General features: G+C 66.7%; 22 protein-coding genes and 2 pseudogenes. 7 read left to right on the top strand and 17 right to left on the bottom strand.

Going from position 1 to position 20,812, the window contains the following annotated elements; genetic code table 11:
- Positions 1–68: 68 nt before the first annotated feature.
- The 7 genes from MSG_RS25655 to MSG_RS16100 form a co-directional block, all read right to left on the bottom strand.
- Entirely contained in the window at positions 69–386 is a 318-nt protein-coding gene (locus MSG_RS25655; RefSeq protein WP_232011052.1) for a hypothetical protein, read from the bottom strand.
- Between the two features lie 197 nt (positions 387–583).
- Complete coding sequence (locus MSG_RS26205) at positions 584–658, bottom strand: excalibur calcium-binding domain-containing protein (protein ID WP_373421143.1); 75 nt, start codon at positions 656–658, stop codon at positions 584–586.
- A gap of 103 nt (positions 659–761) precedes the next feature.
- Positions 762–2,453 carry an NRAMP family divalent metal transporter gene (locus tag MSG_RS16120; RefSeq protein WP_096441126.1) on the bottom strand — a complete coding sequence of 564 codons (1,692 nt, stop codon included), beginning with the start codon at positions 2,451–2,453 and terminating at the stop codon, positions 762–764.
- Positions 2,450–3,790, bottom strand: coding sequence for a magnesium transporter MgtE N-terminal domain-containing protein (locus MSG_RS16115; RefSeq protein WP_096441124.1), 1,341 nt, complete (start codon positions 3,788–3,790; stop codon positions 2,450–2,452). The genes MSG_RS16120 and MSG_RS16115 overlap by 4 nt, the downstream gene beginning before the upstream one ends.
- Positions 3,791–4,060: 270 nt before the next feature.
- On the bottom strand, positions 4,061–4,921 hold the full coding sequence (locus MSG_RS16110) for a sensor domain-containing protein (RefSeq protein WP_232011051.1): 861 nt from the start codon (positions 4,919–4,921) through the stop codon (positions 4,061–4,063).
- A 135-nt stretch (positions 4,922–5,056) separates the two neighbouring features.
- The gene (locus MSG_RS16105) at positions 5,057–5,923 is read right to left on the bottom strand and encodes a DMT family transporter (protein WP_105886866.1); all 867 of its coding nucleotides are present in this window, start codon (positions 5,921–5,923) and stop codon (positions 5,057–5,059) included.
- 130 nt (positions 5,924–6,053) lie between these two features.
- Entirely contained in the window at positions 6,054–6,443 is a 390-nt protein-coding gene (locus MSG_RS16100) for a DoxX family protein (protein ID WP_096444597.1), read from the bottom strand.
- A gap of 257 nt (positions 6,444–6,700) precedes the next feature.
- Here MSG_RS16100 and MSG_RS16095 point away from each other — a divergent pair, with 257 nt between their 5' ends.
- Positions 6,701–7,876 carry a thiolase family protein gene (locus MSG_RS16095; RefSeq protein ID WP_096441120.1) on the top strand — a complete coding sequence of 392 codons (1,176 nt, stop codon included), beginning with the start codon at positions 6,701–6,703 and terminating at the stop codon, positions 7,874–7,876.
- 16 nt (positions 7,877–7,892) lie between these two features.
- Here the strand turns inward: MSG_RS16095 and MSG_RS16090 are convergent, their stop codons facing one another.
- Positions 7,893–8,489, bottom strand: coding sequence for a hypothetical protein (locus MSG_RS16090; RefSeq protein ID WP_232011298.1), 597 nt, complete (start codon positions 8,487–8,489; stop codon positions 7,893–7,895).
- 119 nt (positions 8,490–8,608) lie between these two features.
- On the opposite strand from MSG_RS16090, the gene MSG_RS16085 reads away from it, so the two are divergent.
- The gene (locus MSG_RS16085; RefSeq protein WP_096441116.1) at positions 8,609–9,337 is read left to right on the top strand and encodes a 3'(2'),5'-bisphosphate nucleotidase CysQ; all 729 of its coding nucleotides are present in this window, start codon (positions 8,609–8,611) and stop codon (positions 9,335–9,337) included.
- A 12-nt stretch (positions 9,338–9,349) separates the two neighbouring features.
- Here MSG_RS16085 and MSG_RS16080 read toward each other — a convergent pair whose 3' ends face one another.
- The gene (locus tag MSG_RS16080) at positions 9,350–9,841 is read right to left on the bottom strand and encodes a hypothetical protein (protein WP_232011050.1); all 492 of its coding nucleotides are present in this window, start codon (positions 9,839–9,841) and stop codon (positions 9,350–9,352) included.
- 17 nt (positions 9,842–9,858) lie between these two features.
- Between MSG_RS16080 and MSG_RS16075 the strand changes: the two genes are divergently transcribed.
- Positions 9,859–10,914, top strand: coding sequence for an amidohydrolase family protein (locus tag MSG_RS16075; protein ID WP_096441114.1), 1,056 nt, complete (start codon positions 9,859–9,861; stop codon positions 10,912–10,914).
- Here MSG_RS16075 and MSG_RS16070 read toward each other — a convergent pair whose 3' ends face one another.
- Positions 10,915–11,820 (bottom strand): haloalkane dehalogenase, encoded by a 906-nt coding sequence (locus tag MSG_RS16070; RefSeq protein ID WP_096441112.1) that lies wholly within the window; start codon positions 11,818–11,820, stop codon positions 10,915–10,917.
- 113 nt (positions 11,821–11,933) lie between these two features.
- Between MSG_RS16070 and MSG_RS16065 the strand changes: the two genes are divergently transcribed.
- Positions 11,934–12,665: a DUF2652 domain-containing protein gene (locus tag MSG_RS16065; protein ID WP_096441110.1), complete on the top strand. Its 732-nt coding sequence runs from the start codon at positions 11,934–11,936 to the stop codon at positions 12,663–12,665.
- 18 nt (positions 12,666–12,683) lie between these two features.
- Here the strand turns inward: MSG_RS16065 and MSG_RS16060 are convergent, their stop codons facing one another.
- Together MSG_RS16060 and MSG_RS16055 are read right to left on the bottom strand one after the other, a co-directional pair.
- The gene (locus MSG_RS16060; RefSeq protein WP_096441108.1) at positions 12,684–13,886 is read right to left on the bottom strand and encodes a MalY/PatB family protein; all 1,203 of its coding nucleotides are present in this window, start codon (positions 13,884–13,886) and stop codon (positions 12,684–12,686) included.
- Positions 13,883–14,143: pseudogene (locus MSG_RS16055) on the bottom strand (hypothetical protein); the annotation flags it as partial. The pseudogene MSG_RS16055 and the gene MSG_RS16060, both read right to left, overlap by 4 nt.
- A gap of 106 nt (positions 14,144–14,249) precedes the next feature.
- On the opposite strand from MSG_RS16055, the gene MSG_RS16050 reads away from it, so the two are divergent.
- Complete coding sequence (locus MSG_RS16050) at positions 14,250–15,224, top strand: LLM class flavin-dependent oxidoreductase (protein ID WP_096441106.1); 975 nt, start codon at positions 14,250–14,252, stop codon at positions 15,222–15,224.
- 17 nt (positions 15,225–15,241) lie between these two features.
- On the opposite strand, the pseudogene MSG_RS25650 reads toward MSG_RS16050, so the two are convergent.
- From MSG_RS25650 to MSG_RS16030, 4 genes and pseudogenes are all read right to left on the bottom strand, one after another.
- Positions 15,242–15,364 (bottom strand): annotated as a pseudogene (locus tag MSG_RS25650) (spirocyclase AveC family protein); the annotation flags it as partial.
- 10 nt (positions 15,365–15,374) lie between these two features.
- On the bottom strand, positions 15,375–16,358 hold the full coding sequence (locus tag MSG_RS16040) for an alpha/beta fold hydrolase (RefSeq protein ID WP_096441104.1): 984 nt from the start codon (positions 16,356–16,358) through the stop codon (positions 15,375–15,377).
- 73 nt (positions 16,359–16,431) lie between these two features.
- The gene (locus tag MSG_RS16035; RefSeq protein ID WP_096444595.1) at positions 16,432–17,166 is read right to left on the bottom strand and encodes a hypothetical protein; all 735 of its coding nucleotides are present in this window, start codon (positions 17,164–17,166) and stop codon (positions 16,432–16,434) included.
- On the bottom strand, positions 17,166–18,032 hold the full coding sequence (locus MSG_RS16030) for an LLM class F420-dependent oxidoreductase (RefSeq protein WP_096441102.1): 867 nt from the start codon (positions 18,030–18,032) through the stop codon (positions 17,166–17,168). Before MSG_RS16030 ends, MSG_RS16035 begins: the two co-directional genes overlap by 1 nt.
- Positions 18,033–18,134: 102 nt before the next feature.
- Between MSG_RS16030 and MSG_RS16025 the strand changes: the two genes are divergently transcribed.
- Both MSG_RS16025 and MSG_RS16020 read left to right on the top strand, forming a co-directional pair.
- Positions 18,135–18,716: a TetR/AcrR family transcriptional regulator C-terminal domain-containing protein gene (locus MSG_RS16025; RefSeq protein ID WP_096441100.1), complete on the top strand. Its 582-nt coding sequence runs from the start codon at positions 18,135–18,137 to the stop codon at positions 18,714–18,716.
- A complete protein-coding gene (locus MSG_RS16020; RefSeq protein ID WP_096441098.1) occupies positions 18,713–19,987 on the top strand; it encodes a cytochrome P450 in 1,275 nt (424 codons plus the stop codon). The genes MSG_RS16025 and MSG_RS16020 overlap by 4 nt, the downstream gene beginning before the upstream one ends.
- Before the next feature lies 1 nt (position 19,988).
- Here the strand turns inward: MSG_RS16020 and MSG_RS16015 are convergent, their stop codons facing one another.
- Complete coding sequence (locus MSG_RS16015) at positions 19,989–20,786, bottom strand: alpha/beta hydrolase (protein WP_096441096.1); 798 nt, start codon at positions 20,784–20,786, stop codon at positions 19,989–19,991.
- Positions 20,787–20,812: the final 26 nt, after the last annotated feature.

The following is a 20,812-nucleotide window of genomic DNA, read 5'->3' as shown; positions in this document are numbered from 1 at the left end:
TCTGGCTGCACGTCAAAAGGATCGTGCCGCAATGGGCAAATCGTTACGTGCTCCTCGGCTTTCGAGCGCTAACTGCCCGGCCCAATCACGAAGCACTTTCCGGTGCTCGACGTCAGCAGCACCTCCTGTACCGAGGACTTGTCGATCGCCGGAAATTCGAAGCGATGCACCTGTTGGCCCGCATCGATGTCGGCGGCCTGGGAGTCGGTGCTGCCGTCCTTCTTGCGAACTATCGCGGTCACCTTGTCGGGCTTCGACAGATTCTGCGGCTCGTGAAAGTACCAAACCTCGATGCCCGCACCCGACGAAGTGCCTTGCCAGCCATCGGAGTAGTAGCACGCCGGATTGCCGTCGGCGTCCGGCGGGGGCCGGGGGCAGATCGACAATCCGACGCACGCTGGGATCGGCGAGGGCGAGGTTGTCGTTGTCGCGGCGGGGGATACTGACGTGCTGAGGGTTTTCGGTGCCGCAGTGGTGGTCGACGTGACGGGAACCGACGCGCTCGGCCGCGCTGGTTGTGGCGAGCCGCACGCGGTCAGCGCGACCAAGCCCACCCCGGTCGCGGCGAGCCACCGGCTCGACATCAGTGGCACACTTCGCAGGCGATGCCGTCGTTGTCGCGGTCCAGCGGCGGACGGATGAACAGTCCACTAAGCACGGCTATGGGCCTCCTGTTGAGCAAAGCACCGTTGGTTGCCAGCGACTAACGAGCTAACACCCATACCGCGCGCCCAGCAAGAGTGGACGCCGGGGAGCCGGCCTTATCCCTGGCTGACCTGGATGGCCTTCACCACCAGCAGCAGGGCGCCCAGCACCAGATAACTGCGTAGCGCGATCATGCCGAGCCGGGTGCCGGGCGACCAGACTACGGGCTCGAGCAAGGTCAACGGCGGCATCCGCCAGGTGTTGCGATCGACCTCGCGCGCCGGGACCTTGGGCGCCGGCGCCGCGGGCTGGCGACGACTCATCCAGCGCAGCACCGGCACCGCGGCGACCCCGAGCACGACCAACACCACGGACAGATAGCCGGAAACCAGCACGACGTCGATGTGAGGAAACAGCGTGGTAGCCATCAGGATCCCGGACAGCAGCAGCAGGATACCGACGATCAATCCCGCGACCCAATTCAACCACGGGCGATTCACCCATGGCCCCAACACTTCTCGGTCGTTGCAGAGCAGCAGCAGAAACACGCTGGCACTCGGCAGCAGCAGCCCGGCAAGGGCCTGAACCGCGGTGGTGATCAACCCGAGCGGAGCGCCCGGAATCAGCACGATGACGGCGGCCAGCACCACCATCGCGGTGTAGGACACGTAGAATTGTTTGGCGTCGGCGAAACCCCGGTGCAGCGAATGTTTCAACCCGAAGACGTCGCCGAAGGCGTAGCTGGTGGCCAGGGTCACCGCCGCGGCGCCGATGATCGAGGCGTCCAGCAGCACGATCGCGAAAAACGAGCCGAGCAGGCTGCTGTGTTGGCCGAGCAGATGGGCGATGTCACCGGCATCGACGAAGTTGCCGACCGTACCGGTGGAGCGGGCCGCCCAGTCGCCCGTCATCAACAGCGCTGTGGCGCCGACGATCACGACGAAGGCCCCCAACACGGTATCGGCGCGTTCGTATGCCATGAAGCGGGGAGTGATGCGCTTGTCGACGATGTTGGACTGCTGGAAGAACAGCTGCCACGGCGCCACCGTGGTGCCGACGATGGCGATGATCAGCAGCACCGCGTCCGAGCTGATACCACCCGAGATGCTCGGCACCAGAAAGGACTTCGCCGCGGCACCCCACTGCGGATGCGACATCAGCAGCATCGGGATCTGCAGCAGCGTGATCGCGATGAAGATGAACATGGCACGCTCCCAACGCCGGAAGCTACCGCTGGCCATGATCGCGACGAGCGCCACCGCCGAGATCGGCACCACGACGTATTTGGAGATGCCGATGTATTCGGCGGCCAGGCTGATACCGATGAACTCGGTGACGATCGTCAGGAAGTTGAGTAGGAACAGGTCGCCGACGGAGAACCAGCCCCAGCCGCGACCGAAGCGCTCGTTGATCAACCGGGCGTGCCCGACGCCGGTCACCGCACCGAGGCGGACCACCATCTCCTGATTGACGATCAGCACCGGGATCAGCAGCAACAGCACCCATAGCAGCGAGTAGCCGTAGTTCTGGCCGGCCTGCGCGTAGGTGGCGATTCCGCCCGCGTCGTTGTCGCCGACCATCACGATGATCCCCGGGCCGACGATGGCGAGCAGGGTCAGCAGCCGCGTCTTGAACGTCCGCGGATGCTCGCTCTCGCCGACACTGATGCGGCCGAAGGCGCCTTCGATATCGCCCAGATGCGCGCTGTCGAGTACCGCGGTGTGCCGCGGCTCGTTCGATTCGCGGGGGCGCGCCGGAGCTTCGCGGCCGGGCGGCGCCTCGGCGCTCAGGGCGTTGTCGTCGGTCATGGTGTGTCACCGCCGGGCACCCACGCCTCGCGGTCGTCGGTGGATTGCGTGAGTTCGCGGGCCGGGCGAGGGGCGGGCTCGCGCCGGCGCCAGTCCTCGGGAATGGTGGCTTCGAGCACGTCGTCGACGGTGACCACGCCGAGCACCCGATCCTGCTCGTCGACCACCGGGATCGAATACAAATTGAAATCGGCCATCAACAACGCGATGTCGGTCAGGTCGGCATCGGCGGCAACCCGCACGGGATCGGAATCCATCAGCGCCCCAACGCTTTCACCGGGGTCCGCATGCAAGAGTTCGATCACCGACACCACGCCGGTGAGGCGTTTGTTGTCGTCGAGGACATGCACCTTGATGAGTGCCTCCGGCTGTATCGAGTCCGCGCCGGCAATCAGCGCCAACGCCTGGGCTGCCGTCGCGTCGGCCACGCAGGAGACGAAGTCGACGTTCATGAGCCCGCCGGCGCTTTCCGGGTTGAACCCCATCAGGGTGATCACCTTGGTGCGCTGCGCCGCGGGCATCAGGTCGAGCACTCGGCGGCGCCGCGACTGCCGCAGATCGGCGATCGCGTCGGCAGCGTCGTCGGCGCGCATCCGGCTGAGCAGCGCCGCAACCTCGGAGTCGGGCATCCCGTTGAGCAGACGGCTGGCTTTTTCGGGGTCGAGCTCTTCGAAGACGTCGGCCTCCAATTCCGGGTCGCTATGCACCCGGTCGAGAATTTCGCCGCCCTCTGCCTTGTCCGCTTCCTCGAGAAGATCGGCGATCTCGGCGGGTTTGAACCCACCGAACCTGCCGGACCGTCGGCGAACGGCGTCGGTGTGTGCGTGGCCGATCAGCGGCTCGAACGACTTCCAATCGCGGGCGGCGTGCCCGCCCGAGCGTCTGATCATCCCGAACAACAGTGGTGGACGTCGAGTATCGAGCCGCGCGGGAACCCATCCGGCGCCGGTATCTTGCAGCTCGACGTCGTAGGCACGCACCAATTCGACTGCCGCCACGTCGATCAATCGGTGTCCGAGCACGTCGGCGCGCAGTAGTACCTCACCGTCGCGGCGTTCAAATCCGCGGAGATTGATCTTGTTCTTGGCCAACACAATTCGGTCCGTGGCGAACTCGTGGATGGAATTGCTGCCGATGAAAACCTGACGGCTGCCGACGCCGGCCACGATTCCGGTCACCAGGGGATACTCTTCGGCGCCGCGCAGTTGCACGATCACGTCGTCGACCCGGCCCACCGCCTCGCCGGAACGGGCCACCACCGGTGCGCGCAGCAGCTCGGAAAGATGGATGACCGGCGGTTCGCCGTCGACCTCGGCGGACGTCGTCGATGTGGTCATGTGTCGCTCCTCAAAATTGTGGGATGCCCGCCCGCGGGCGAGTTCCCAAGTAGCGCGAGGCCAGGTGTGCGTACGGCCTGAACCAATTTCGGATGATGGCACACGAGACTTGGCTTGACCAGGTTAGCGGCCGGAGCCTACGTGGTGCGTGCAGCGACCGACTACGACCAGTGGGTGAACGGCAAATGGCCGGCAAGAAGACGGTTGCGGCGGCTTAGCGGTGCCGGCTGCCGAATCGCTTGTGCGAGAGGGCTAATGGCACGCGCGTCATTACTGTTTGTCGACCTTGCCGGCGAGTTGATTGGCGACGTTGACGGCGATATCGCCGACGTTCTGCTTGCAGGCCTCGGTGTCAATCACCACGTTGTTGCGCACGGTCAGCGCGCGCTGGCAGCTCTGGGAGAAGCTCTGCCCGTTTTTCGTCGCGGAGATGTCGGAGGTAGCGCTCAACACGCCGTTCGAGTTGTTAACCGGCCCGACCTTCCAGGTGAGCGCCGGCGAGTCCCCTTCGGCCGGAACCGTGTCCTGGCGGTTGGCGCAGGCCGGCCAGCGCTGGGTGGAGGTGGTGAAAAACGTGTTCGCCTGATCGGCTGACCCGAACAGAACCAAGGCCTGGGTCACCTCGGGGTCCGAATCGTTGGAGCCGGGGGGCAGGGGCGCGACGTCATGCTCGCCCTTCACCGCGGTGTTGCCGCTGCCAGCGTAGATCGAGCTCTCGGCGGCTCCCGTGATGAACAGACACTCGTCGGGGAACTTGTAGCTCTTGGGGAACACGTCGGCAGGGTTGTCGGTCTTCAACGCGTCGATCGACTTGTCTTTCTTCGATCCCGTGACGCCCAGCAACGTGTCGATCTCGGCCGGCGACAGCAGCAGATTCGGCAACGAGACTTCGGCCAGCGGCGTCTTCGATGGAGTCGCACTCGTGGTCGACGACGAAGACGAGGAGGGGCTGCCCTTTTTCTCGTCATTGTCACCGCAGGAAGCCACCAAAATTCCGATGGCGGCGATGGCAACTGCTGCTGTTAGCTGGCGCATGATTGAGTGCCCTTCCTGCTGTTGTTTGCCCAGGGGAGCATACGACAGCGTTGCGGGCGCCGCCCAGATACGTGAAGACCCAGGCGATGCCGACACGGTCGACGCGGAATGGTCGGGGTGCAGGGACTCGACGGCCGCTTCGTAGCGCCGTTCGAACCCATTACGGCCTAAGGGAATTCGCCTTTCGATCCCGACGGCACCGCACGCCGGGTGAGCCCGCGCGACAACTGATCAGCCGTCGGCGGTGACCCCGGTGGCCTGGCTGTGCGCCAGTACCACCGTCGCGGCGGCCATTACCGCGACGGACACGCCCAATACGACCAAGCTCACGTCGTCGGTCTTCAGGGTCTCGCCCAGCACGGTGACGCCCAGCACCGCTCCGACGATCGGCTCGGCGACGGACACCGCAGGCAGGGACGCGGTGAGCGGCCCGGCCCGAAATGCCGACTGCTCCCAGGCCGTGGCGGCGACCGCCACCACCAGCCACCCGTACACCTCGGGGGTGCGCAGCAGCGCCGGGACGCCGTGGGCGAGCTGGTCGATGACGCCCTTGGTCAGCACCGAGAACAGGCCCCACAGTGAGCCCGACATCAGCCCCAGCAGCAGCGCGCTGATCGACGGCGAGAACATCCGCGACCCGACGACGCAGCAGACCAGCGCCGGGACCATCACCAGGGCCACGATTGTCCACGTCTGCAGCGACCCTCGCGGGCTGCCCTCCTGAGGGTCGCCGACGGTCACCACCACCGCGACCGCTGCGGCGAGCAGAACAGCCCAAAGGCCTTGGCGGGCAGTGATTCTTCGATGGTTCATCCTCGCGTTGATCAACAACGCGAACAGCAACGAAGTCGCCAGCAGCGCCTGCACGAGCACCACGGAACCCAGACCGAGAGCCGCCGCCTGCAGGCCGAACCCGGCTCCGGCTATGAGGCTGCCCGTCCACCACCGTCGATCGCGCAGCAGTCGCCGGAACAGGGCGACGGTGCCCACCGGCTTGTCCGTGACCTGCTGGGCGGACCGCTGTTGCAGGACGTCGCCGCAGCCGACTATCAGCGCCGACCCCAGCGCGAGCAGCGCCGCGATGTCCGTTCTTCCCACGCCAACCTCCCGTGCGAGAACCTAAGTGGTGAAGGTGCTTCGCTTGTGTCGCATACATTTTGACGCCCCGCACGTGTTCGCGTCGCAGATCGAGCTTCGCCTCAGGTCGGTGCCGGCGCGCAGGCCGCTCTTAGCTGTTGCGCCGGATCTTGAGCGCAGTGGTGATCATCGGAATCTGCAGCGGCAACCGAGCCAGCGCCACGAGGCGCATCGGCCACGGCTTGCCCCACCACAACCGGCACATGTTGACGTTGGCCGGGAAGACGCCGATGTACAACACGGCGGCGGCCAGCGCGGCAAGCCGCCGGGTGGCACGCGGCACCAGCAGCGCACCGGTCGCAATCTCGGCGACCCCCGATGCATAGGTGTAGAAGCGCGGAGTTCCGGGGAGCTCGACAGGCACGATCTGGTCAAACGGTTTCGGTGCCAGGAAGTGGACGGTGCCGATGCCGATCAGCATTGCCGCGACACGGTAGGCGGTGCTTTGGGCCTCGCGCTGAACGAGGGGTGTGATGGTCATCGACCCATTGTGCTCGCCCAGCAAACCGGCGTTATGCCCGGTCGGCGTCGGTGAAACGGACGACGCCGCTGGTGTTGTGTCCCTCGAGCTCTCGTACTGCGGTCGTCCCACCCACGATGCCCGCATTTACCCGAACCGCTTAATTGTTAGCGCCGTCACAACAGCCCGGCGTCCTGAAGCTAGACCATTACTATTGCCTATACAGTATTTGATACGATTCGCGGCGTCTGACCGCCCACAACAACGAGGTTGAGAACATGGGAACACCCGTCATTGTCGGAGCTGTCCGGACCGCCATCGGCCGTTCGTTCAAGGGGACGCTGGTCAACACCCCGCCCGAGACCCTGATCACCGCGGTGCTTCCCGAGGTGGTCCGCCGGTCCGGCGTCGACCCCGCCGACATCGATGACATCATCTTCGCCGAATCCCATTACGGCGGTGGTGATCTCGCGCGTTACGCGGCCAGCGCCACCGGCCTGGAGCACGTGCCGGGCCAGTCGGTGAACCGGCACTGCGCGGGCAGCCTCACCGCGATCGGCAACGCCGCGGCGCAGATCGGGTCGGGCATGGAACGCGTCCTCATCGCCGGCGGAGTGCAGTCGCTGTCGATGACACCGCTGACCAACTGGCGCATTCCCGGCCCCGAGCTCAAGTTCGAGGAGCGCTGGATGCCGCCGACGCACGTCGAAACCCCCGACGCGCCCGCCAAGGATATGGCGATCACGGTGGGCTGGAACACCGCGCAGGCCGTCGGCATCACGCGCGAGGAGATGGATGCGTGGGCGGCTCGGTCGCATCAGCGCGCCGTCGCGGCCCAGGACGCCGGCAAGTTCGCCGACGAGATCCTCCCGCTGAAGATCACCCAGGTCGACGGGTCGGTCACCGAGTTCGCCGTCGACGAGCACCCACGCCGCGACACTACGGTCGAGAAGCTCGCCGGCCTCAAGGTGTTGCACCCCGAGATCGAGGGCTTCTCGATCACGGCGGGAAACAGCAGCGGCACCAACGACGCCGCCGCGGGTGTGGCCCTGGTCGACCGCGATTACGCCACGGCCCACAAGCTCAACGTAATGGGCACCGTCAAGGCATGGGCGGCCGCGGGTGTGCCGCCGCGCGACTGCGGTCTGGGTGCGGTCAAGGTCATCGGCAAGGTGCTGGAGCGCGCCGGGCTGTCGCCCGGCGACGTCGCGTTGTGGGAGATCAACGAGGCGTTCGCCTCCGTGCCCATCGCGGCCTGCCGCGAGTACGGCCTCGACGAGGAGAAGGTGAACTTCTCCGGCAGCGGCTGCAGCCTCGGCCATCCGATCGCGGCCTCGGGCGCGCGGATGGTCACCACGCTCGTCTACGAGCTGGCCCGCCGGGGCGGCGGCATCGGCGTCGCTGCGATGTGCGCCGGCGGCGGCCAGGGCGGCGCGGTCGTCGTCGAGGTTTAGCGAGTTTTCCCGCGTCTCAGTTGCAGAACGTGTAGCCGATGAATTGCGTGTCGCCGCTGTTGCTGGGCGAATAGTCGACGTAATGCACCGCCGGCATCCCGTTGTACTGGGTGTCCATCGGCTGGGTGGAGGGTGGCGGGGCGCCTTGCGGGAACGCCAGGATCATGTCGTTGTAGATCTTGAGGCCGAGCTGGCAGATGGCATCACGGCGCGGCGGCTGGGCGTTCCATGCGTGCACGACTACCGGCTTAGTGATCTGGTAGCCGGCCGCGCAGTTCGGATCGCACAGCTTGAAGACGGCGGTGCCGGTTCCGTCGGCACCCTGTGGCCCCCACGTACTCCACGACATGTCTCGGAGGCCAACGGCAACACTGGCGCACCCCACGATGTTGAGCTTCCTGGGGCGCTCGGTGGGCGGTACCGACGGGTTGTAGCAGCCCGGGATGGCCAGGCTTTCCGGCGGCGGTGGGGCAGTGGGCTGCCCCGCGGTACTGCGATTGCCCGGAGTCAGCCGCAGACCGACGAAACCCACCACGCCGATCGCCACAATGGCCACCGCGATGCCGATTACCGTGCGGCGCCTCCGCGGTGTCCCCCCCAATCGGCTCGACAAAGAGACGTAGCCCCCGCTCACGTTCACTAGGTTATGGCAGAAACGTTTTATGGGGGTGCTGATAGACAAGTACCGTGTCACGGTAAATTTGGCCAACACTACCAACTTAGGAGTAACCGATGAGCGATCACGCACTGGCCGCGCGATTGGCCACCGAGGCGGGGCAGTTGCTGCTAGGAGTGCGCGACGAATTCGCAGACGCCGACGCGAGCGAACGAAAAGCTGCGGGCGACAAGCGATCCCACGACTTTCTGACGGCGGCCTTGGCCGCCGAGCGGCCCGGGGATGCCGTGTTGTCCGAGGAGGGCGCCGACGACCCGGTGCGGCTGCGCTCGGCGCGGGTATGGATCGTCGACCCGCTCGACGGCACCCGGGAATTCTCCGAGCTTGGCCGCGGCGACTGGGCCGTGCATGTGGCGCTCTGGCAGGGCGGCGAGTTGATCGCGGGCGCCGTGGCGCTGCCTGCGCAGGGTGTCACCCTGGCGACTCCCCAGGTCGACGCGCCTCCGGCGGCGACCGCCAAGCCGCGCATCGTCGTGTCGCGGACCCGGCCCCCGGCGATTGCACTCGCCGTTCGTGACGCGTTGGACGGCACGCTGGTCGAAATGGGTTCCGCCGGAGCCAAGGTGGCGTCGATCGTCCAGGGATTGTCCGATGTGTACGTGCACGCCGGCGGGCAGTTCGAATGGGACTCAGCCGCCCCCGTGGCGGTGGCTCGCGCCGCCGGATTGCACACCTCCCGCATCGACGGATCGCCGCTGCTTTACAACCAGCCAGATCCGAAGCTGCCCGACCTGGTCGTCTGCCGCCCAGAGCTCGCCGCAGCGGTGCTGGCCGCAACCGGCTGAGACGCCCAGAGGTTAGCGCCGGCGACGCCTGCGGCCCTTGACCTCGTCGGCCCATTCCTTTTCGATGCGGCCGATCTCGAGCGAGAGCAGCGTGAGAGTCGGGTTGTCGCAGTGGACTTCGTGAGCAGTCCGGAATTTCGCGGCGTCGCCGGTGGCGGACAGGTTCGGACGCAAGCCCTCGAACCATTCGTCGCCGACGACGTTCGGTGGGCCGTCGGTGCGCGGCCCGCCCTCCCATCGGCGGTAGACGTCGCGCGCCTGCGCCAGGCCGTTTCGCCAGTGGTGGACGGTGTCGCAGCGCCGCGTGTGCAGGTGGATCCGCGTCTGATGCCTGTTGTGGGAGCTGCCCACCATCCCCGGGAGCAACGTATCGGTGGCCGACTTGGCAATTCCCGCGATACCCACAGCGGACGCGCCCACGACCGTGCCCATCAGGCCCATCGCCATCATGTCCATGCGCTGATCGTCGCACTCGAATCGGGCGACGACCAGCGAATCCGGCATTCCGTTAAGATCTTCGATTGCCGACAACCCAAGGGGTCACGACGCTGCGCATCGATACGCACCACCACGCCATTCCCTCGTTCTATCGAGGCTTGTTAGTAAAGTCGCGCATTGACGGAGCCGGTGGCCGCGCGCTGCCCGAGTGGAGCCCGGAGGCTTCGCTGGCGACGATGGCCGAACTCGACGTCGGCACGGCGATACTGTCGGTCTCGATGCCGGGCACCGCGTTCCTGCCGAAACCCGCCGACGCTGGCTCGCTCGCCCGCGACATCAACGATTATCTCGCCGAAGTTGTTGCTGCCCAACGTGATCGATTCGGCTTCTTCGCCACCGTCGCCCTGCCGAATGTCGAGGAGTCTGTCGACGAGATCGCCAGGGCCCTCGATGATTTGAACGCCGACGGAGTTGTGCTGCTCGCCAACAACGGCGGGGTATACCTCGGCCAGGACGGGCAAGACGACGTGTTCGCCGCCCTGGACGCACGGTCGGCGGTGGTGTTCATCCACCCGGCCGTCCTGCCCGGTCCCGCGGTCGACGGCATCGCGCCCTTCGCCGCCGACTTCCTGCTCGACACCACCCGCGCGGCGTATTTGCTTGTCCGCAATCGCATTTGCAGCAGATATCCCAACGTCAAATTCATTCTCAGTCACGCGGGCGGGTTCGTACCGTATGCGTCGCACCGGATGGCGGTCACGATCATGGCAGACACCGGACGCAGCCTGGCCGACGTCTTGGACGACTTCGCGAGCTTCTACTTCGACACCGCGCTGTCCTCGAGTGCTGCCGCACTCCCCAGCCTGCTCGCATTCGCGAAACCTGGGCACGTGACGTTCGGTTCGGACTGGCCCTTTGCGCCGGTCGCGGCCGGCAAGCTGTTCGCCGCGGGCCTGGAAACCTACGCCGGTCTGGACGCGCAGGGCCGCGCTGCGATCGAGCGCGGCAACGCCCTCGCCCTGTTCCCGCGTCTCGGCGGGACGCCGCCGCCGGCTACCGGATCGGCGATCGACCACGTGCGCCACGCGGTGAGCAGGGCCGTCGTGCGCGGTGCCGTGCGGCTGATCAACACCCGGTGATCAAAGGACCGCCTTCTGCCACGACAGCACGCGCTCGGCCAGTTCCGGCCCGCTGTCTTCCTGAATGAAGTGGCTGGCGCGGATGCGGGCGTGCGGTTGGCCCGCCGCGCCCGGGACATGTTTGATCAGGGCCGCGTCGGCGCGGCCAAGAATGGGATCGCGATCTCCGAAGATGGCGAGCAAGGGTTTCTCCCACTGTCCCAGGGCCCGCCACGCGGCACGGTTGGCCGGGATCGCCGGATCGGTCGGGGAGGTCGGCACCAACTGCGGGAACGCCCGGGCGCCGGCTTGATACGTCTTGTCCGGAAAGGGCGCGTCGTAGCCGGCCCGCACCTTCGGCGGCACCCGACGAACCGTGCCGCCCGCGACGATCAGGCCCGCGGGCAGCACTGGGGAGTAGCGGGCGAAAGCCCGCCAGGCGAGGAAGCCGGGAGACGGACGCTGTTGGCCCGCAGGAAGGGCACCGTTGGCCACCACCAGCCGCCCGACCCGGTCGCTGTGCTCGGCGGCGATTCGCAGGCCGATCAGCGATCCCCAGTCCTGCACGAATAGCGTGACGTCCCTCAGCTTGAGCCGCTCAAACCACGACGTCACCCATTCGACGTGGCGCAGATAGGTGTAATCCGCGATCCGGGCGGGCTTGTCGGAGCGGCCGAACCCGATCAGGTCGGGCGCGAGCACGCGATAGCCCGACTCCGCCAGCAGCGGAATCATGGTGCGGTACAGATAGCTCCAGGTGGGTTCGCCGTGCAGCAGCACGATCGGCGGTCCGTCGACGGGACCCTCGTCCAGAAAATGCATGCGTAGCGGCTGGGTGTCGCTCGCCGAAACGTCGAGGTAGTTCGCTACGAACGGATAGCCTTCCAAGTTCTCGAATCGGGAGTCTGGGGTTCGCAGCACATGCATACGTAGCTCCTCCAGTGAACTGGCACCTCTGCAAGCCTCTCTCCGAAACGGGCCTTCGTCCAGTACGAGATTTCGTTGGGTGCTCCAAGGCAGGCAACTAAAATAGCGAACTTATGGCCATCCGGCGCGCCGTCCTGCTGATCGCGGACATCAGCGGATACACGCACTACATGAACTGGAACCGGATGCACCTAGCCCACGCTCAGCTGGCCGTGGCCGAGCTGCTGGAATCCGTCATCGAAGCCGGCAAGGGCCTCAAAGTGGCCGAACTCGAGGGCGACGCCGTTTTCTTCTGGGAGCCCGACGGCGATGCCAAAGCGCTGGTCTGCGACCGGTTATCACAGATGCGCCGGTCCTTCCTCGCGCGGCGCCAGCAGATCAAGAAAGACTTCGGCTGCGAATGCGATTGTTGTGTGCAGCTGGACAACCTGACGCTCAAATTCGTCGCTCACGAGGGCGAGGTGGCCGAGCAGAAGATCAAGCGCCAGCGCAAGCTGGCCAGTCTGGACGTCATCCTGGTGCATCGCATGCTCAAGAACATGGTGCCCGTCTCGGAGTACGTGCTGATGACCGACGTCGTTGCGCACGGCCTGGACGACTCGGTGCGCCAGCTGTGCCAACCGTTGACGCACGATTTCGAGGGCATCGGGGAAACCTCGACCCACTACATCGATCTGACCGCCTCCGAGGTACCGCCGCTGGCGCCTGAACGCGGTCGCATCGGTCGGCTGAGCAAGTTCGCGCAGTATGAATTGAATTCGTTGCCGTTCATCTTGGGCTTCAAAAGGCCTGCCGAGGGCTTTCGCAATCTGGGTCGCGGCACCGAGGAACTGTTGCCCAGCTGAATGACCTTGCACGGCAGGCTAACCGGCCATTGCTTTGAGCGCGTGTCCCATCCGGGACACAGCCTCGGTCAGAATCGCCTGCGACGTAGCGAAGTTCAAGCGCGCGTGCCCGGCTCCGCCGGTGCCGAACACGTGACCGGAGCTCAGCGCGACACGGGCACGGTCGAGGAACCACAGCGCCGGCCCCGACATATCCGCCACCACGGCAGGGCCGTCGACGGCCGCTTCGTCGAAACCGAGCCGGCGACAATCCAGCCAGGCGAGGTAAGTCCCTTGCGGCCGTTCATATTTCACGCCCGGTAGGTGCTCGGCCAGCAGATCGCCCAGCAACGCGCGGTTGGCGTCGAGCCCGGTGAGCAGCGCCTCGAGCCACTCGTCGCCGCTGGTGAACGCCTCGGTGTGCGCGATGACCCCCAGGTGGCTGGGTCCGTGGCTGACCTCTTCGGGCATCCTGTCCAGATCCGCGGCCGCCTCGGGACCGGCGATGGCCAGGGCCGCCTTCAGCCCGGACAGGTTCCAGGCTTTCGACGCCGAGGTCAGCGCCAATGCATCCTCGCCGCCGGGGACGGTCAGGTACGGGGTGAACCGCGACCCCGGCAGGACGACGGGCGCATGGATCTCGTCGGACACCACCCGGACACCGAACCGGCGCGCCCGCTCGGCGACGCCGCGCAATTCGTCGGCGGTGTGTACCGTCCCAGTCGGGTTGTGCGGATTGCACAGCAGGTAGGCGATTTTCCCACCGGCCGCACGCGCGCGGCTGAAGGCATCCTCCAGCGTGTCCAGATCAATTCGGCCGTTGACGTCGAGCGGCGCCTCGATTACTCGCCGACCGTCGTGCGACACGAAGGCGTAGAAGGGGGCGTAGACGGGCGGGTTGACGACGACGGCATCGCCGCGGTCGGTGACCAGACGCAGCGTCTCCACGACGCCGAGCATGACGTCGGGTACCAGCGCGGTGTGGCCGACCTCGAGATCGTGCCATTGCCAACGCCGCGAAGCGAATTCGCCGACCGCCTCGGCCAGGCCGGTGCCCGACGGATAACCGGTGTCGCCGATGTCGATCGCACGGCGCAACGCATCCGCGACGGTCGGTGGCAGGTTGACGTCCATCTCGGCGACCCACAGCGGCAAGACGTCAGCGGGATGTGTGCGCCACTTCATGCTGGTGCGCCGCCGCAGCTGCGCCCACGTGAGTTCCTCGAGTGGATTCGGCGTCACCCCCGCAGACTAGGACTCAACCGACAAACGCGCCCTAGGGGGATGGTCAACGGCAGGTCCACCGAGCTCGACAGGCCCGGCTCGGCGGCAGCGAGGTACGGCGCCGCGTTCACGACCCGCATCGCGGTGGCGACCATGGCACCCGCTCCGGACGTCATGCCGCCGACACCGGCCTTCTCGGGATCCTTCAGCGTCGCCGCCAGGGAGCAATCGATGTCGGGGTCGCCACTGAACTGGACGCGGTGCGAGGGTCGGCCGCCGTTTTGCCCGGCTCTGAGCGACAACTCGACCACACTTCCGCTTTACGCCTTCGACTGAGCGTGTAACGTGCAGCACAACGATTAGCCCTGCTAGGAGTTAGCCGTGTACACGCTGCGCTTCGACATGCGCGATCCTGAATGGGCCGCGGCCCCAACCGATCTTTATGCCGCGGCACCTGAAATGTCCGCCTGGGCCGAGCGACATGGGGGTTTGGCCGCGGTCATCTGCGAGCACCACGGCTCCGAAGACGGCTACCTGCCGTCACCGTTCTTGCTGGCCTCGGCCGTCGCCTCGCGGACACAGCGGCTGGCGCTGAGCCTGATCCTGATCCTTCCGTTCTACGAAACGGTGCGCCTGGCCGAGGACATGGCGGTCCTCGACATCATCAGCAACGGCCGGGCTTCCTACATCCTGGCCCTGGGCTATCGGCCCGAGGAGTTCGAGCACTTCGGCGTCCCGATCAAGAAGCGAGGCCGCGTCTGCGACGAGAAACTCTCGCTGCTGCGGCGACTGCTCGCCGGCGGGACCGTTGTCGAGGACGGGCGGCGCATCACCGTGACACCCCGACCGCTGACCCCCGGCGGCCCCGCAATGATGTGGGGTGGCGGAACGGTCGCCGCGGCCCGCCGGGCCGGCCGCTATGGCCTGGGCATGCTGGGCAACGCGAACGCGCCGGGCATGCAGGAGGCCTACGAAGAGGCCTGCCGCGAGCACGGCCACCAGCCCGGGCCGACGATGTTTCCCGATCGCAACACGCCCTCGGTCGTGTTCGTCGCCGACGACGTCGACCGGGCGTGGAAAGAGATCGGCGAGCACCTGCTGCACGACGTGCGAACCTATGCCGCGTGGAATCCCGGGGACGAGACAACGGCCGGGTTCAGCCACGTCGACACCCTCGACCAGCTGCGCGAGACCGGTACGTCGCACGTGATCATCTCTGTGCCCGAAGCGATTTCGCGGGTGAAGGCCGGCCAGGTGCTCAATCTGTCGCCGCTGTGTGGCGGGCTGCCGCCGGAGGTCGCCTGGCCGTATCTCGAGCGCGTCGGCGAAGTTGTGCTGCCGCAAGCCCTCGGCTGACGCTCAGCACGGGGCCGTTACTTGGGTTGGTTCGGTACGTACGGGTACGGCTGCTCCGTGGGGCCCGCGGTCACCCAGCCGCCCAGCTTCGTGATGAGGTGGGGCGCAAAGACCGCGCCGTACACCAGGTGTCCGACGAGACCGGCGCGGTCAGCTTTGGTCGACCAGGACCGCTCCCTCGGGTTGGTTCCCGAGCGTCTGCAGGGCGATGTCCTCGCCCTGCGCCGTCAGCCGGACGATCTCAGCCAGTTGTGCCGGGGCGTCGCACTGTAGATAGTGGTCGGCGCCCGGCACCACCCAGTAGCGGTTGCGCCCGGGCTTGTCCTTCAGGTACGCCTGCCAGATGTGGTTGGGGACCCGCAACGGCGCCACGTTGTCGTGGACGCCCCATACCACGGTTGTGTTGACGCTGCTTTTGGAAAGTGCTTCCAGCCAACTGGTTTCATCTGCGGCGCGCTCATGCAGATACTGGATGGTGTCGGGTAGCACCCGGATCCCGTCGTTGTGGGCGAAGCACTTGGCCAGCGCGGCGATCTCCGGGTCGTCCAGCGTCCGCCGCGGTATGAACGTGCTGGCGCCCATACCGGCGGCCAGCAGCTCCGGTGTGGTTGCCGCCGCGGTAGCCCGGCCCGTCGCGGGGTCGAGCAGCGCGGTCTGGAACGCGGTGAGGTTCGACAGCGGAAGGTAGATGTTGGCGTTCGTCACGATGAGGTCGACGGGTGCGACCGGCGGATCCTGGGCCTCGAGCATGCCCACCGCGATCATGCCGACGCTGCTGCCGCGGTCGTGGGTGAGCATGCGGAATTCGTCAAGGTTCCACACGTCGGTGATCGCGTGGACGAGCAGCCGCGCGTCGTCGTAGAGGGAGTAGACGTAGGGCTCCGCGGGCTTGTCGGACAATCCGTAGCCGGGGAAGTCCAGCAGATAGATGTCGAACTCGGCGCCGAGCTCACCGGCCAGGGCGAAGAAGTCGATGCTCGACGTGGGAAAGCCGTGGACAAACACCAGGGCGGGCGCCCCGGGTGTGCCGCATCGGCGACTGAACACCCCGACTTCCTGTCCGCCGTTGGCGGCGGTAGTCGACCGCCAACGAAGTTCGGTTGCGCCGCTTTGCCACTCCGCGAAGATGTCCACGCCGCCAGCGTGTCAGAGGGAAGCGAAATTAGACAATGGTTCGCGCATTGTCGCTGTGAGGCGGGCAGATCGCCTAGTGCCCGGACCAGGCGTCCCAGCTGATCATCGTCCGCAGCGGCCCGGCGAAGACGGGCCGCACCGCTCCGGAGCGCCACCGCTCCTCGATGAGCGGAGCCAACGCGGCGGTGGTCGCAAGCGGGTCGGCGTCGAGATAGACGACGGTGATGTACTGCCGATCGGTGCGCCACCCCCGCGGCAGCCGGCTCCAGCCCGCGCTCGATCCGAATGTCCAGGCGCCCGCGGTTCCGGGTGTGCCAAGCAACGCCGGATAGTGCGCGGCATGCAGCCATTGCAGCCATTCGTCGGAGCGGCCCTCGACGGGCTCCTCGACGATCAGCAGGATGCCGCGGTGCGGCCGAAACGGCACCACCTCGGGGGACACCAGCGCGCGCGGCGACGCGCGCCACTGCAGCAGCCGCAGCCCTGCCACTTGCAACGACGGCCGCAGGACGGGGAAGCGACCGTTCTCCCGCAGCTCGCGACCGAGAGCGACGAAGTCGTCGAAGGTCTCCTCGACGGGGTCGGCGACGAGGTAGTGCACGGCGTTGCCGACGTCGCCCAGCGGACCGTGCGCCGCCAGGCGATGCTTGACGTAATCGCCGTCGGCGATCCAGCGCAACCCGTGCACGATGCCGGGAAGTTGATACTGCTCGGGCATGTGATCCAGCAGGTGCCAACGCAGATAACTGCCGTCATCGTCGGCCGGAGCGGGCGCGGTAAGGCTGAAAACGCCTGCCCTGACACGAATCACGCTGCACCGCAGGGAGGATGTAATTCGGCGAGCGCCTGCAGGTTCTCGAGGTAGTGCCGCAGCGACGTGTGCCGGAACACGGCGCTGATAATGGTGGCACCATGCTCGGCCGTCTCGCCGAGAACGTCGCGCGTGCGCTCCGGCTCGCTGATCGGATCCAGCATCGCCGGAGGCCCCAGGACCACCTCGAAGTCGGGCCGAAGTTCGAAGCGGCCCAACCAGTCTCGCACCTGCGCCAGGCTCACGTTGAACGGCGACCAGCCGTCGGCCAGCGTTGTGGCCCGGCGCAGCGATCGCAGTGTGTGCCCGCCGATCCAGATGGGAACATGATCTTGCACCGCACAGGGGTCGACGACCATGCCTTCGAACGAATAGAACTCACCGTGGTAGGCGGGTTCGGGAGCCGACAGCGACGCGCGCAGGGCTCGCAGTGCGTCGTCGGCGCGCGCGCCCCGGTCGTCGAAGGGAGCGCCGATGAGCTCGAATTCTTCCTTGAGGCTGCCGACGCCGACGCCGAGAATGAGCCTGCCGTTGCTCACCGTGTCCAAGGTGCCGTATCGCTTGGCGATCTCGAGCGGGTGATGGTAGGCGAGCACCAGCACGTTGGTGGCCAACCGGATTCGCCGGGTGCGTGCGGCCAGATAGCCGAATGTCGCCAGCGGATCCCAGTAGCGTGCGCCCCGCCGTTGCTGCTCGACGGCGGGAAGCGCGATGTGCTCGCTGCAGGTGAGGTGGTAATAGCCCAGCCGATCCGCGGCCTCGGCGATCTGGGCCAGGTCCTCGATCGAGGCGGTTTTCTCCCACTCGCCGCTGGCCCACGGAAACATCGTGACCACGGGCGTCGCGACCGACAGCTTTGCCATTGCGCGGATCTTACCCACCCGCCTGATGACTGCGACGGGGCGATAGCGGGTAGATTCTAACGATGATCGAATATTTTCGAACGCCGATCGAATCCGTCTGACATGGTCGTCGCGAGCAAGGCCGCGCCCCGGCGCGCCTACGGCGAACTCGACCGTTCCGAGGTGTTGACCGCCCTGCGCGCCGTGGCGCGGCGCGTCGGCGTGGATTGCGTCACCATGCGTGAGCTCGCCGCCGAACTCGGCGCCGCCGCGCCCTCGGTCTACTACCACGTCCCGGGAAAGCGGGCCGCGTTCGAGCTGCTCGCCGAATCCGTGCTGGCGGAAGTCCCGGTGCCCGCGTCCGGCCCGTGGGCCGCCCGGCTGATCGAGCTGTACTGCGCCGCAAGGGAAACGATCCTCGATATACCCGGGGTCGCGGCCATCCTGCAGACCAGCGGCGGCAGCGAGCCCGCCCGCCGGCTGGACCGACTCAGCCGCTCGTTGCTGCGCGAGGCCGGACTCGCCAAAGCCGATGCGCTGGCGGCCCATACCGTGCTGTACACCTACCTGCTGGGCTCGGTGACCTTGGAGGAATCACGCGCGGCCGCCGCGGCGCCGCGGGGCAAGCGTCAGGCTGGCGCGCAGTTTCGCGCCGGACTTGACGTGATCGTCGCCGGCATCATGGCTTCCGCGGAGCAGCGATGAGCGGCCCGAAGCCTAATGTGGTCGGGTCGCTGGTCGTCGAGAACCAGCAAAGCTCGGCCGATCGTGACGCCGCGGCCGTGCTCGACCCCGACACCTTCGTCCACGGCGCGCCGTTCGACGCATTGGCCCGGTTGCGAGCTGACTCTCCGGTGCACCCGGTGCACCCGGTGCAGTTGCCCGGCGTGCCCCGGGCGTGGCTGCTGACCAAACACGCCGACGTGCGGCTGGTCAGTCGCGACACCGACACCTTCACCAGCAGCAAGGGCAACACCCTGGTGGAGGTCGAGGCCGGGCCCGACTCGGCGATGCTGCCGGGCATCGACCCACCGCGACACGTCCGCTACCGCAAGCTGATCAACCAGGGTTTCACCGTGCGCAACGTCCTGCGGCTGGAGTCGCGGATGCGCCAGGTCGCCCGCGACATCGTCGCCGATATCTTGGAAAAGGGCGAATTCGACGCCGTCCCAGACATTTCCGCCGAGATGTCGCTGCAGGTGATCGCCGATGTCCTCGGCGTGCCGCGCGAGGACCGAATGGACGTCTTCCGCTGGAGTAACGCGATCGGCAGCCTCGGCATCGAAGACCCCGACTACGCCCCGTCGCCCGAGGCGTTGGGACAGGCAGCCGCCGAGATGTTCGCCTACTGCCACGAATTGGTTGCGCATCGGCGCAAGCACGGGCTCACCGACGACATCCTATCCGCGTTGTTGGCTGCCGAGGTCGACGGCGAAAAGCTCAACCGCGACCAGCTCAACGAGTTCTTCCTGCTCCTGGCGATCGCGGGCAACGAGACCACGCGAAACACGCTCAGCCATGGGATCTTGGCGCTCTCCGAGCACCCCGAGCAGCAGGCGCTGCTCGTCCGCGACCCGAATGAGATCAAACCCGCGGTGGAGGAGCTGCTGCGGTGGGCGACTCCGGTGCTGCATTTCCGGCGCACCGTGACCCGGGACGTCGAGATCCGCGGACGCGAAATCCCCTCCGGCGACTGGGTATTGCTGCACTACCTGTCGGCCAACCGCGACGAGGACGTGTTCGAGCGGGCCGACGAGTTCGACGTCACTCGCTCCGATGCCGGCCACGCCGCGTTCGGCGGCGGGGGAGTGCACTTCTGCCTGGGCGCCCAGCTGGCCCGGCTCGAGCTGCGTGTGATGCTCGAGGAGCTCTATGTCGGTGTGCCCGGGCTGCGGGTCGTCGGACCGCCCGACCGGCTGCGCTCATCGTTCTTCCACGGCATCAAACGTCTGCCGTGCAGCATCAGCCGAAGCTGACTCACCCTGCGGCCGAGCGGTTTTCGAGCCAGGAGTCAATGCGGTCGGCTACCGGTCGCCACCCCGGATCCAGCATCATGTCGTGGCTCATGGCGGGAAAGAATTCGGCCTCGGCCCCGAATGCCGCCGCGGTCGAACGGACTTCCCGCTTGGTGAAGCAGACATCCTTGTCGGCCCCCAATACCAGCAACGGGGTGGTGACACGGTCGGGCTTGGGCAGGTTCGGCCACAGCATGTCGATCACGATCTTCACCGCGTATTCCTCGCCCAGCAGGGCGGTGTAGCGCCGCACATCCTCCTCGGTCGCCGACTCCGAGAAGAAGGTCTCGCGGGCCAGGTCTAGTGTGCCGCCCACACCGCGCAACGATCTGCCCCGGGCCAGTTCGGTGCCGGTGTACCACGGGTGCCGTTTGAGCCTGCGCAGCAGGAATCCGGCGATGCCGCCCGCCGGCGCGGGAGCCAGCAGCACGGCGGCGGGGGCCGCGTGCGTTTCCAGATACTTCTGCACCACGAAGCCGCCCATGGAATGGCCGATGACGACCGGTGGCTCCGGCAGTCCCTGCGCGACGGCCGAGACGTCGGCGACGAAGTCCGCTATCGAGCAGAACCGCTTGGAGTTTGGCGCCGGGCTGTTTCCGTGGCCGCGTAGGCTCAGCGCCACCGACCGGTAACCCTTTGCGGCGAAGTAGTCGAGGAAATGCTCGTCCCAGCACCACGCCCCGTGCCAGGCGCCGTGCACGAACAGCAGTGGTGCTTTACCGGACTCGTGCGCCGGCGCTGTGTCGATTACTTCGAGCATGAGCGACACTAACTTCAGGTCACACT

Origin of the sequence: Mycobacterium shigaense, from assembly GCF_002356315.1 — a bacterium.
Classification (GTDB): Bacteria; Actinomycetota; Actinomycetes; order Mycobacteriales; family Mycobacteriaceae; genus Mycobacterium; species Mycobacterium shigaense.
The sequence above is the reverse complement of the archived record's forward strand: the minus strand, read 5'-3'. Positions and strand labels throughout refer to the sequence as shown.